This is a genomic window from Pseudomonas asiatica, assembly GCF_040214835.1.
GTDB classification, from domain to species: Bacteria; Pseudomonadota; Gammaproteobacteria; order Pseudomonadales; family Pseudomonadaceae; genus Aquipseudomonas; species Aquipseudomonas putida_Z.
Window position 1 is genome coordinate 4,654,440 of the sequence record NZ_CP157874.1, and the last position, 12,731, is coordinate 4,667,170.

6 protein-coding genes are annotated in these 12,731 nt (G+C 64.9%); 5 read left to right on the forward strand and 1 reads right to left on the reverse strand.

What is annotated here, in order from left to right; genetic code table 11:
• The first annotated feature begins 44 nt into the window (after positions 1-44).
• A complete protein-coding gene (locus ABNP31_RS20760) occupies positions 45-4,313 on the forward strand; it encodes a DEAD/DEAH box helicase (protein WP_350012717.1) in 4,269 nt (1,422 codons plus the stop codon).
• Between the two features lie 154 nt (positions 4,314-4,467).
• On the forward strand, positions 4,468-6,087 hold the full coding sequence (locus ABNP31_RS20765; protein ID WP_085665438.1) for an FMN-binding glutamate synthase family protein: 1,620 nt from the start codon (positions 4,468-4,470) through the stop codon (positions 6,085-6,087).
• Positions 6,088-6,211: 124 nt separating this feature from the next.
• Here the strand turns inward: ABNP31_RS20765 and ABNP31_RS20770 are convergent, their stop codons facing one another.
• Positions 6,212-7,630, reverse strand: coding sequence for an amino acid permease (locus tag ABNP31_RS20770; protein ID WP_075046161.1), 1,419 nt, complete (start codon positions 7,628-7,630; stop codon positions 6,212-6,214).
• Between the two features lie 476 nt (positions 7,631-8,106).
• Between ABNP31_RS20770 and ABNP31_RS20775 the strand changes: the two genes are divergently transcribed.
• The 3 genes from ABNP31_RS20775 to ABNP31_RS20785 all read left to right on the forward strand — a co-directional run bounded on the left by ABNP31_RS20775 (position 8,107) and on the right by ABNP31_RS20785 (position 12,645).
• Complete coding sequence (locus ABNP31_RS20775) at positions 8,107-11,256, forward strand: transglycosylase domain-containing protein (protein ID WP_238066863.1); 3,150 nt, start codon at positions 8,107-8,109, stop codon at positions 11,254-11,256.
• 89 nt (positions 11,257-11,345) lie between these two features.
• The gene (locus ABNP31_RS20780) at positions 11,346-11,891 is read left to right on the forward strand and encodes a PadR family transcriptional regulator (RefSeq protein WP_046614772.1); all 546 of its coding nucleotides are present in this window, start codon (positions 11,346-11,348) and stop codon (positions 11,889-11,891) included.
• Positions 11,884-12,645: a siderophore-interacting protein gene (locus ABNP31_RS20785; protein WP_238066864.1), complete on the forward strand. Its 762-nt coding sequence runs from the start codon at positions 11,884-11,886 to the stop codon at positions 12,643-12,645. The genes ABNP31_RS20780 and ABNP31_RS20785 overlap by 8 nt, the downstream gene beginning before the upstream one ends.
• Positions 12,646-12,731: the final 86 nt, after the last annotated feature.

Below are 12,731 nucleotides of genomic sequence, written 5' to 3' on the forward strand. Positions count from 1 at the left end.
AACGGCCCCTTGCCAACCCGCCCCACACCCTCCATAACCAACACATGAACCTGCCCGCCAAACACCACCCGGTGCTCGAGCTGTTCCACCCCGCCGTGCGCACCTGGTTCCGTCGCCACTTCGCCACGGTGACCGATGCCCAGGCCCAGGCCTGGCCGTTGATCCATGCAGGCCAGTCGATGCTGCTGGCCGCGCCGACCGGTTCGGGCAAGACCCTCAGTGCATTCCTGGCCGTGCTCGACGAACTGTTCCGCCAAGGCCTGGAGCATCAGGGCGAGCTACCAGCGCAAACCCAGGTGGTCTACGTTTCGCCGCTCAAGGCGCTGTCCAACGATATCCGCCTGAACCTGCAAGCCCCGCTCGAAGGCATCAGCCAGGCCATCGCGGACCAGGGCCTGAACGCCCCGCGCATCACCACGGCCGTGCGCAGCGGCGACACCCCGCAGAAGGAGCGTGCCGCCATGCGCAAGCTGGCGCCGCACATCCTGGTGACCACCCCCGAATCGCTCTACGTGCTGATGGGCTCGGCTTCTGGCCGTGAAGGCCTGGCCAGCGTGTACACGGTGATCGTCGACGAAATCCATGCGCTGGCAGGCAACAAGCGCGGCGCCCACCTGGCACTGACCCTGGAGCGGCTGCAGGCCCTGTGCAACCGGCCGTTGCGGCGCATCGGCCTGTCGGCCACGCAACGCCCGGTCGAGCGGGTGGCGCAATTTCTGGTCGGCAACGGCCGCCCCTGCGCAATCGTCGATGTCGGCCATGCTCGGCAGCGCGACCTGGCCATCGAGGTGCCGCCAGTGCCGCTGGGTGCAGTGATGGCCACCGATGTCTGGGGCCTGGTCTATGACCGCCTGGCCACCCTGGCGCGCGAACATCGCACCACCCTGGTGTTCGTCAACACCCGACGCCTGGCCGAGCGCATCACCCGCCACCTCAGCGACCGCCTGGGCAAGGAGGCGGTTGCCGCGCACCACGGCAGCCTGGCCAAGGAGCTACGCCTGGATGCCGAACAACGCCTGAAGAACGGCCAACTGCAGGTGCTGGTGGCCACTGCATCGCTGGAGCTGGGCATCGATATCGGCGACATCGACCTGGTCTGCCAGATCGCTTCGCCAGGTTCGATCGCGGCCTTGCTGCAGCGGGTCGGCCGCGCCGGACACCAGGTCGATGGCGTGCCCAAGGGGCGCTTGTTCCCGACCTCGCGCGATGACCTGATCGAATGCGTGGCCCTGCTCGACTGCATACGCAGGGGCGAGCTGGATGAACTGCACATTCCCCGGGCGCCGCTGGATGTGCTGGCCCAGCAGATCGTCGCCGAAGCCAGCAACCAGCCCTGGCACGAACAGGCCCTGTTCGACTGCCTGCGCCAGGCCACACCCTACGCCGAGCTCGACCAGCAACATTACCAGGCCCTGCTGCGCATGCTCGCCGAGGGCTACAACGGCCGCCAGGGCGTGCGCAGTGCCTACCTGCACCGCGATGCGGTGAGCGGCACCCTGCGTGGCCGCCGCGGCAGCCAGCTGACCGCCCTGACCAGCGGCGGCACCATCCCCGACAACGCCGACTACGCCGTGCTGCTCGAACCGCAGGCGCTCAACATCGGCAGCGTCAACGAAGACTTTGCGGTGGAAAGCATCGCCGGCGATATCTTCCAGCTGGGCAATGCTTCCTATCGCATCCTGCGCGTCGAACCGGGCCGGGTGCGGGTGGAGGATGCCCATGGCCTGCCACCGACCATTCCATTCTGGCTGGGCGAGGCGCCAGGGCGTAGCGACGAGCTGTCTGCCGCGGTGGCCCGGCTGCAGGCGCAGATCGACCAACAGCTGGCGGACAACAACCAGGCCGAGGTGCTGGCATGGTTGCAGGCCACTTTCGAACTGGGCGAAGCCGCCGCTGGCCAGTTGCTCGACTACCTGGCCCGCACCCGCGAAGTGCTCGGCGCCCTGCCCTCGCAGGACACGCTGGTGATGGAGCGCTTCTTCGATGAGTCCGGCGGTACCCAGCTGATCATCCATTCGCCCTACGGCAGCCGCATCAACCGCGCCTGGGGGCTGGCCCTGCGCAAGCGCTTCTGCCGCACCTTCAACTTCGAGTTGCAGGCGGCGGCCAGCGAGGACGCCATCGTGCTGTCGCTGTCCTCCAGCCACAGTTTCGAACTGGACGACGTGTGGCGTTACCTGAACAGCCGCAGCGCCGAGCCGATCCTTGTCCAGGCGCTGCTCGATGCGCCGCTGTTTGGCGTGCGCTGGCGCTGGAACGCCAGCGTGACCATGGCCCTGCCGCGCTTTGTCGGCGGTCGCAAGGTGGCGCCACAGATCCAGCGGATGAAGAGTGAAGACCTGATTGCCGCCGTATTCCCCGATCAGATCGCCTGCCTGGAGAACATCGTCGGCGAGCGGCAGATTCCCGATCATCCGCTGGTCGAGCAAACCCTCGACGACTGCCTGCACGAGGCGATGGACAGCGAAGGCTGGCTGGCGCTGTTGCGGCGTATGGAAAGCGGCACGGTACGCCTGCTGTGCCGCGACCTGCCCGCCCCTTCGCCGCTGGCGGCGGCCATCCTCAATGCACGGCCCTATGCCTTCCTGGATGACGCGCCACTGGAAGAACGGCGCACTCAGGCGGTGCTCAACCGGCGCTGGAGCGAAGTGCAGAGCGGCGACGATTTGGGCGCGCTGGACGCCGATGCCATAGCCGCCGTCGCAGCCGAGGCCTGGCCGCAACCGGGCAATGCCGACGAAATGCATGAAGCGTTGATGGGCCTGGGTGCCATCAGCCAGGACGAAGTACAGGGCAATGCCAGCTGGGAGCTGCTGCTCAGGCAGTTGGCCAAGGCCGGCCGGGCCTTGCGCCTGGTGGATGAAAAGCTGTGGCTGGCGCGTGAGCGTTTGAACCTGCTGCAAGTGCTGTATCCCGGCTCCCGGCTGGAACCTGCGTTGCAGGCACTGCCAGGCTTCGATCAGGCCATCGAGCCAGACATTGCGCTGGTCGAACTGCTGCGAGCCCGCCTGAGCGGCCATGGCCCGCTGACCCGTGCGCAGATTGCGGCAGCACTTGGCAAACCGCTGCCGGCCATCGAACAGGCCCTGGCCCGCCTGGAGGCCGAAGGCTATGTGCTGCGTGGGCATTTCAGCCCCGGCGCAAGCGAACTGCAGTGGTGCGAGCGCCATTTGCTGGCGCGCATCCACCGCTACACGGTCAAACGCCTGCGCCGGGAGATCGAGCCGGTCAGCCTGCAGGACTTCATGCGCTTTCTGTTCGACTGGCAGCACCTGGCTGACGACACGCGCCTGCGCGGCCCGCAAGCCGTGGCCGAGGTACTTGGCCAGTTGCAAGGGTTCCCGAGTGCAGCCGGAGCCTGGGAGGCCGAACTGCTGCCGGCACGTATCAAGGACTACAGCCCGCACTGGCTCGACGATGCCTGCCGTAGCGGGCAGTTCGCCTGGAGCCGGCTGGCGACGACCGTGTCGAGCAACACCTTGTCGAGCACACCGCTGGTGCTGTTGCCGCGCGAGCATCTTGGGTTGTGGCGCAGCCTTGCCCCCGTGCCAACCCTGGATAGCCTCGGCGCACGGGCGCAACGCGTCCACGAGGTGCTGAACGCACATGGCGCGCTGTTCTTCGACGAGCTGACAAACGATGCCCACCTGCTGCCCAGCGAACTGGAAACGGCCTTGCAAGAGCTGGTAGGCGCAGGCCTGGTGGGGGCCGACAGCTTCACCGGCCTGCGCAGCCTGATCACCCCGGCGGCGAAACGCACATCGCGCAACAGCCGACGCGGCCACCCGCCGCTGTCCAGCAGCATGTCCCATGCCGGGCGCTGGGCCTTGCTGCGCAGGGGTGCTGTAGACGACAGCCAGCGCCTGGAGCACATCGCCCGGGCCCTGCTTCGGCGCTATGGCGTGGTGTGCTGGCGCCTGCTGGAGCGCGAAAGCGATGTGCTGCCGCCCTGGCGCGAACTGCTGCGCTGCTATCACAGGCTGGAAGCGCGTGGCGAGATTCGTGGCGGGCGTTTCATTGCCGGGCTGGCCGGCGAACAGTTCGCCCTGCCGGAGGCGGTGGGGCTGCTGCGGCAGGTGCGCAAGCGTGAATTGGACGGGGCACTGGTGGTGGTAAGCGCCAGTGACCCGCTGAACCTGGTCGGGTCGTTGCTGCCGGGGGCGAAAGTGCCGGCGGTGAGCGGCAACCGCCTGTTGTATCGCGACGGGGTGCCGGTGGCGGTGCGGGTGGCCGGGCACTATTCGTACCTGGTCGAAGCGCCGGCACAAGAGCAGGAAAGCTGGCGGCAGAAGCTGCTGCGCGACACTATCTGAATGCTTTTTTGCGATAGGGCCAGTACAGCCAGCACAAGGCTTGGCGAGAATGATTTTCGCTACCCCGATTTTAATTTGCACAGCCGTGCAACTTGGCTATGGTCGGGGTTTGCCCCAGGCCCTGAGCCTGACCGCGCCATCGCAAGGATCCTGTATGAGCCTGTCACTTCTCAGCCGCTATGCCTTCTTCGCCGCCTGTGTGCTGTTCACCCTGGCGAGCCTGCCCTTCACCCACCACGAATGGTTGTGGCCGTTCACCCTGAGCACCGCCATCCTCAGCCTGATCGGCCTGTTCGACCTGTTGCAGCAACGCCACGCAGTACGCCGCAACTACCCGATCCTGGGCAACATCCGCTATCTGGTCGAGGCCATTCGCCCGGAAATCCGCCAGTACCTGCTGGAGGCAGACAGCGACGCCCTGCCGTTCTCCCGCGCCCAGCGCTCGCTGGTGTATGCACGGGCGAAGAACGAAGCCTCGGACAAACCCTTCGGCACCCTGATCGACGTATACGAGTCCGGCTTCGAATTCATCGGCCACTCCATGCGCCCGGCGCCATTGGCCGACCCGGCAAGCTTCCGGGTCATCGTCGGCGGGCCGCAGTGCAGCCAGCCATACTCGGCGTCGATCTTCAACATATCGGCGATGAGCTTTGGCTCGCTCAGCGCCAACGCCATCCGCGCCCTCAACCAAGGCGCCAAGCTGGGCAATTTCCACCATGACACCGGCGAAGGCAGCATCAGCCCCTATCACCGCGAGCACGGTGGCGACCTGGTCTGGGAACTGGGCAGCGGCTATTTCGGCTGCCGCACGCCGGACGGGCGCTTCGACCCCGAACGCTTCGCCACCCAGGCGCGCAGCCCGCAGGTGCGGATGATCGAGATCAAGATGAGCCAGGGCGCCAAGCCCGGCCATGGCGGCATCCTGCCCAAGCACAAGGTGACCCGGGAAATTGCCGAAACCCGTGGCGTGCTGATGGGCGAAGACTGCATATCGCCGTCGCGCCACAGCGCCTTCTCCACCCCCATCGAGATGATGCAGTTCATCGCCCAGCTGCGTGAGCTGTCTGGCGGCAAACCGGTAGGTTTCAAGTTCTGCCTGGGCCACCCGTGGGAGTTCATGGGCATCGCCAAGGCCATGCTGGAAACCGGCATCCTGCCCGACTTCATCGTCGTCGACGGCAAGGAAGGCGGCACCGGCGCGGCGCCGGTGGAGTTCACCGACCACATTGGCGTACCGCTGCGCGAAGGGCTGCTGTTCGTGCACAACACCCTGGTCGGCCTGAACCTGCGCGACAAGATCAAGCTGGGCGCCAGCGGCAAGATCGTCAGCGCGTTCGACATTGCCAGCGTGCTGGCCATTGGCGCCGACTGGGCCAACTCGGCGCGCGGCTTCATGTTCGCCATCGGCTGCATCCAGTCGCAGAGCTGCCACACCAACAAGTGCCCGACCGGTGTGGCCACGCAAGACCCTCTGCGCCAACGGGCGCTGGTGGTGCCGGACAAAGCCCAACGGGTGTTGAACTTCCATCACAATACCTTGCGTGCCCTGGCCGAAATGCTTGCGGCAGCGGGCCTGGAGCACCCGGCGCAGCTGGAGGCCAAGCACCTGGTACGGCGCATCTCGGCCACCGAGATCAAGCTGTTCTCGCAGATGCATGTGTTCCTGAAGCCGGGTGAGCTGCTGACTGGCGAGGTGAACGGGCAGTTCTATTCGCGCATGTGGCAGCTGGCGCGGGCGGACAGCTTCGAACCGAACAGCGAAGTGGCAGCCTGATAGAACCCTGGGGCTGCTACGCAGCCCATCGCGACACAAGGCCGCTCCTACAGGAGTACGCGATCTCTTGTAGGAGCGGCCTTGTGTCGCGAAAGGGCCGCAAAGCGGCCCCAGCCATTTCAGATCAGGAAGCAGTACTGGCCACACCCTGCGCGTCTTTCGGCGCCAGGCGGAACGCGTAGTACAGCACCGTCAGCAGCACCAGGAACGCCGGGCCGATGTACAGCGCCACGCGGGTGTCCTCGAAGTACGCCATCAGGCCGACCACCAGCACCAGGAAGGCCAGTGCCAGGTACGAACTCAGCGGCCACAACCACATACGGTATTTCAGTGCCTTGCGCTCGGCAGTGGTGAGGCCGGCACGGAACTTCAGCTGCGCCAGCAGGATCATCACCCAGGTCCAGATCGCGCCGAAGGTGGCGATCGAAGTCACCCAGACGAAGACCTTCTCCGGCACCAGGTAGTTGGCCAACACGCCCAGCAGCAGCGCGCCGATCGACAGCAGCAGCGCGTTGCGCGGCACGCCGTTCTTCGACGTACGGGCGAAGGCCGCCGGGGCCTGGCCGTTCTGCGCCAGGCTGTAGAGCATGCGCCCGGTGCTGAAGATGCCGCCGTTGCACGACGACAGCGCTGCAGTGATGACCACGAAGTTGATGATGCCAGCGGCGGTCTTGATGCCCAGGCGCTCGAAGGTCATGACGAACGGGCTGCCCTGGCTGCCGATTTCGTTCCACGGGTAGATCGACAGGATCACGAACAGCGCACCGACATAGAACAACAGGATGCGCCAGAACACCGAGCCGATGGCCTGTGGGATGGTCTTTTGCGGGTTGCGTGCTTCACCGGCGGTCAGGCCGATCATTTCCACGCCCAGGTAGGCGAACATCACCATCTGCAGCGACATCAGCACGCCGGTCACGCCATTGGGCATGAAGCCGCCGTTGCTCCACAGGTTGGAGATACCCACTGCCACGCCGTCATTGCCGAAGCCGAAGGCAATGATGCCGATGCCGCCAAGGACCATGGCGATGATGGTGACAATCTTGATCAGGGCGAACCAGAACTCGAACTCACCAAACGCCTTGACGGCCACCAGGTTGACCGCCCCCATGCTGCCCAGCGCCGCCAGGGCCCAGATCCAGCGTGGTACGTCGGGGAACCAGATGCCCATGTAGATGGCCACCGCGGTGATTTCGGCAACGCAGGTCACCAGCCACAGGAACCAGTAGTTCCAGCCGGTAAGGAAGCCCGCCAGCGGGCCGAGGTAGTCCTGGGCATAACGGCTGAACGAGCCGGCGACAGGGTTGTGCACGGCCATTTCGCCAAGGGCGCGCATGATCACCAGAATGGCCAGGCCGCCGATGATGTAGGACAGCATGATGGCGGGGCCGGCCATTTCGATGGCCTTGGCCGAACCGAGGAAAAGACCGACACCGATACAGGCGCCCAGCGCCATCAGGCGGATGTGCCGTTCGCCCAGTTCACGCTTGAGCGGGCCGCCTTCGGTGGCCTGGCCGTGGGCAGGGTGGTTGCCGACTGGCATAGCAATACAACCTCATTTTGTTATTGGATTTGACCTTCGTGCAGCACCGGCCAGGCCGATAGGCGTGGCGTTGGCTTGCCGAGCTGGCCTTGTGGGCCGGCCCGTGTGCCGGAATAGAGCGCCCGGCAAGGCGAAGGGGGCGAGCAGTATAGGAAGACCGTTGCAGGGTTTTTCGCTGTATAAACAGGAAAATTCAGCAAGATCTCTGGGGCCGCTTCGCGCCCCTTTCGCGACACAAGGCCGCTTCTACAAGCGTGCTCGGTCTCCTGTAGGAGCGGCCTTGTGTCGCGAAAGGGCTGCAAAGCAGCCCCAAAATCGCCCGGCCACCATAGCAATATCGCCTGACGAAAAAACCCACACCAAAGCCGCATAGCCCTACACCACTTTTCTCCGTCTCTTACAAATTTTTCACCTGACCCGCTCAACGTCTAAGCTTCAGACAAGCAAGACGAAAATACCTGGCCGGATAGAAGACTATGGGCGCACTGTGGCAATCGGAACCAAGCAGAACGGAAGCACCCGAGATACCTCCGGCCGAGACGCCACAACCCAAGTCCCCCCGTCAGCGTCGGCTATGGTGGCGGCTGATCATCCTCATCCTGCTGGTGGCGCTGGTGGCCATCGGCTTTGCTGCGTATGACGAATTCCGCACCTCCAACCTGCAGTCGCGGGAATTCAGCAAGCTGGCCAGCACCCTCACCTATTCGCTGCAACCAGGTCCCAGCGATGCCATCGTCTACCCCGGCGAAGGGCCGTTCGACAAACGCCTGGGCTACAGCGCGCTGGGCGAATTCCTGCCGCGCCTGCTCAAGCGCGACTACCTGATCAGCGAGCAGGTGAAGTTCTCGCCGGCGTTGATGAACTACGTCGATCATGGGCTGTTCGCCCCCTATATCGAGAAAATCCAGGCTGGCCTGTCGATCACCGATTGCCGCGGCGACATGCTGTACCAGTACAACTACCCGCAACATCTGTACCCGGACTTTGCGGCGATCCCGCCGGTGATCGTCAACAGCCTGCTGTTCATCGAGAACCGCGACCTGCTCGACACCAAGGACCCGCGCAACAACCCGGCCGTGGACTGGCCGCGCTTCGCCAAGGCCGCCTACAGCCAGGTGGCCAAGTACCTGGCCCTGCCCGGCCAGTCCGCTGGCGGCAGCACCCTGGCCACGCAGCTGGAAAAGTACCGCCATTCACCGGACGGCCTGACCGTTTCCGGCGCCGAGAAGATCCGCCAGATGATTTCCGCCAGCGTGCGCGCCTACCAGGGCGGCCCTGACACCACCGAGGCGCGCCAGCGCATCGTGCGGGACTACCTCAACAGCGTGCCGCTGTCGGCAGTGCCTGGGCATGGCGAAGTGCATGGCATGGCCGAAGGCCTGCGGGTCTGGTACGGCGCCGACTTCGACCAGGTCAACCAGGCCCTGAGTTCCACCGCCAGCGACCCTGAGAGCATGGCCGCACGCGGCCTGGCCCTGCGCCAGGTGCTGTCACTGATGATTGCCCAGCGCCGGCCGTCGCACTACCTGTCCAAGGGGCGGCTCGAACTGGCCGAACTGACCGACGCGCACATCCGCGTGCTGGCCGCCAACAAGGTCATCGAGCAGCCACTGGCCGACGCGGCACTGGCCAGCAAGGCGGTATACCGCGACTGGGTGGCGCAACCGACCATCGTGCCGATCGTCACCAACAAGGGCATCAGCCTGGCACGCAACCGCCTGGCGGCCATGCTCAACCGCCCGCTGTACGACCTCGACCGGCTCGACGTGTCGGCCACCAGTACCCTGCAGTCCGACCTGCAGCTGCAGGTCAGCCAGTACCTGAAAAACCTTGCCGACCCTGAATTCGCAGCGCAGATCGGCCTGATCGGCGAACGCCTGCTTACCGCCAAGACCACCGACCAGGTGAGCTACAGCTTCACCTTGTTCGAGCGCACTGCCGACGGCTCGCGGGTGCGGGTGCAGACCGACAGCACCGACCAGCCGTTCGACATCAACGAAGGCAGCAAGCTGGAGCTGGGTTCCACCGCCAAGTTGCGGGTGCTCACCACCTACCTGGAGATCATCGCCGAACTGCACGACAAGTACGCCGGCAAGCCAGCCGCCGAGTTGAAGAAAGTCGAAGTCGCCGAACTCGACCGTATCAGCCAGTGGTCGCTGGAATGGCTGGCGCAGAACAGCAAGAACCAGAGCCTGGACGCGATGCTCGATGCGGCGCTGGAACGCAAGTATTCGGCCAACACCGGCGAAGCCTTCTTCACCGGCGGCGGCATGCATGTGTTCAACAACTTCCGCAAGGAAGACAACAGCCGCAACCCGACCCTCAAGGATGCATTGCGCGAGTCGATCAACCTGCCGTTCATCCGCCTGATGCGCGACCTGGTGCGCTACGTGACCTACCAGCAGCCATACAACCGCGTGCCGCTGCTCAAGGACGACTCCGACCCGCGCCGCCAGGAATACCTGGCCCGTTTCGCCGACAAGGAAGGCACCAACTACCTGATGCGCTTCTGGAAGAAATACCAGCGCAAGACCTCGCAGCAGCGCCTGGACACCTTCCTCGACAGCATGCGCGTAACCCCGCAACGGTTGGCGGCCGTGCACCGTTACCTGTTCCCCGAGGCTGGCCAGGAAACCTTCAACGCCTTCGTCCGCGCCCACCTCAAGGGTGACAAGATCGTCCTGGGCAAACTGACCGATGGCCGCCTGTCGGAGATGTACGACGCCTATGGCCCGGGCAAGTACGACCTGCCCGACCAGGGCTATATCGCCAAGGTCCACCCGCTGGACTTGTGGCTGCTGGGTTACCTGCTGAAGAACCCCGGCTCTACCTTGACCGAAATGGTCAATGCCAGCCGCTTCGAGCGCCAGGAGGTATACGGCTGGCTGTTCAAGAGCCGCCATCAGGGCGCCCGTGACAGCCGCATTCGCACGATGGTCGAGATCGAAGCGTTCCTCGACATTCACCAGCGCTGGAAGCGCGTGGGCTATCCATTCGACCACCTGGTGCCCTCGCTGGCCACCGCCATCGGCAGCTCGGGCGACCGCCCCGCCGCCCTCTCCGAACTGGTCGGCATCATCCAGAACGACGGCGTGCGCCTGCCGACCTTGCGGATCGACACCCTGCACTTCGCTGCCAACACGCCTTACGAGACCAAGCTGGTCACTGACCCGGACCGGGGTGTGCGGATTCTGCCGGTCGAAGTGGCGCGCGCCCTCAAAGGCGCCATGTCGCAGGTGGTAGATGCAGGCACCGCGCGGCGTATTTCCGGCAGTTTCAAGCTGCAGGACGGCACGCCATTGGTGATGGGCGGCAAGACCGGTACCGGTGACAACCGCATCGAAAGCTTTGGTGCTGGCGGCCGGCTGATCGGCTCGCGCTCGCTGAACCGTACCGCCACCTTCGTGTTCTTCCTGGGCGACAACCACTTCGGCACCTTGACCGCGTTCGTGCCGGGGCGCTCGGCAGAGGCCTTCAAGTTCACCTCGGCGCTGCCGGTGCAGGTACTCAAGGGCATGGCTCCGATTCTCATGCCATACCTGCAACCGGGCAATCCGAATGAGTGCAAAGCGCCGCAAGTGGCCATGCACACAGCCGCGCCGCAAGGGGATCCATCGAACAACTAGATGATAATCATCTGCAATTGAGGGCTTGTCTTTAGATATATCTTGAGTAATATCTTACGATATATCGCAAACGACGGAGCCCTGCCCCCATGCGCGAACATACCCCCCATGACCCCTTCGAGCGGCGCCCAGGTCGTGGCGAACGCGGCCCGCGCGTCTTCGCCCCCGGCGACCTCAAGCTGCTGATGCTGGCCCTGCTCGCCGAGCAGCCAGGCCACGGCTACGACCTGATCCGCCAGATCGAGAACCTGTTCGACGGCAGCTACAGCCCAAGCCCCGGGGTGATCTATCCCACCCTCAACTTCCTCGAGGAGGCCGAGCTGATCAGCGGCCAGGTGCAGGGCAGCAAACGCCTCTATGCCATCACCGAAGCCGGCCGCACCGCCCTGGCCGAACAGGCCGTCGCACTGGACGGCGTGCGCATGCGCATCGAAGTCAGCAAGCGCGCCCTGCGCGGCCACGACCGCCCACCAGAGATTCATGAAGCGGTCGGCAACCTGCGCCACGCACTGCACATGCACAGTGGCCGCTGGACACCGGAAGAAATCGAGCGGGTCCGCGACCTGCTCAACCACACCGCCAAGGCCATCGCCTCCGGGCCGGCCGAACCTGTCAGGGAGACACCCCATGAGTGACACCATTCACCGCGTCAACCACGAAATCCGCCAACGCCGCCTGCAGGTGCTGCGGGTCACCGAACTGACCCCGCGCATGCGCCGCATCACCCTCGGGGGTGCCGAGCTGCAAGGCTTCACCAGCGTGGGCAGCGACGACCATATCAAGCTGCTGTTCGCCGAGACGCCGGAGCAACAGCAGGCCATCGAGGCTCGTAACCTGGGCCGAGAAGGTGGCGCGCGGCCTACCATGCGCGAATACACGCCACGGCGCATCGACCTGGTGACCAATGAGCTGGACATCGACTTCGTGCTGCACGGCGATGGCCCTGCCTCTACCTGGGCAGCCCAGGCGGCACCCGGGCAAACCCTGGACATTGCCGGGCCGCGGGCTTCGATGGTGGTGCCGGACATCTTCGACAGCTACCTGCTGATCGGCGACGAAACCGCCATTCCGGCCATTGGCCGCCGCCTGGAGGAATTGCCAGCGGGCCGCCAGGTACTGGCGGTTATCCAGATCGAAGACGAGCAGGAACGCCAGCCACTGCCGAGCAAGGCACAGGTGGAAGTGATCTGGGTACGTCGCCAACAGGAAGACGTGCTGGCGCTGGTGAAGAACCTGACCTTGCCACAAGGCCGGTTGTATGGCTGGGTGGCACTGGAAAAAGCCCTGACCCGGCAGGCCAAGGCACTGTTGCTGGAGAAAGGTTTGCCTGAGGATGCGCTCAAGGCTGTGGCCTACTGGCGTGCCGACGGGACTGCGGACGACGAATGATTGTTTATTGCCTGCACTGGCCCTATCGCCGGCAAGCCAGCCACAGGAATCGCTTAGCCCCTGTGGGAGCGGCCTTGTGTCGCGAT

Bases quoted from the DNA above. Each gene is read 5' to 3' on its own strand.
- ABNP31_RS20760 (WP_350012717.1), top strand. From the start codon at position 45: ATGAACCTGCCCGCCAAACACCACCCGGTGCTCGAGCTGTTCCACCCC.
- ABNP31_RS20765 (WP_085665438.1), top strand. From the start codon at position 4,468: ATGAGCCTGTCACTTCTCAGCCGCTATGCCTTCTTCGCCGCCTGTGTG.
- ABNP31_RS20770 (WP_075046161.1), bottom strand. From the start codon at position 7,630: ATGCCAGTCGGCAACCACCCTGCCCACGGCCAGGCCACCGAAGGCGGC.
- ABNP31_RS20775 (WP_238066863.1), top strand. From the start codon at position 8,107: ATGGGCGCACTGTGGCAATCGGAACCAAGCAGAACGGAAGCACCCGAG.
- ABNP31_RS20780 (WP_046614772.1), top strand. From the start codon at position 11,346: ATGCGCGAACATACCCCCCATGACCCCTTCGAGCGGCGCCCAGGTCGT.
- ABNP31_RS20785 (WP_238066864.1), top strand. From the start codon at position 11,884: ATGAGTGACACCATTCACCGCGTCAACCACGAAATCCGCCAACGCCGC.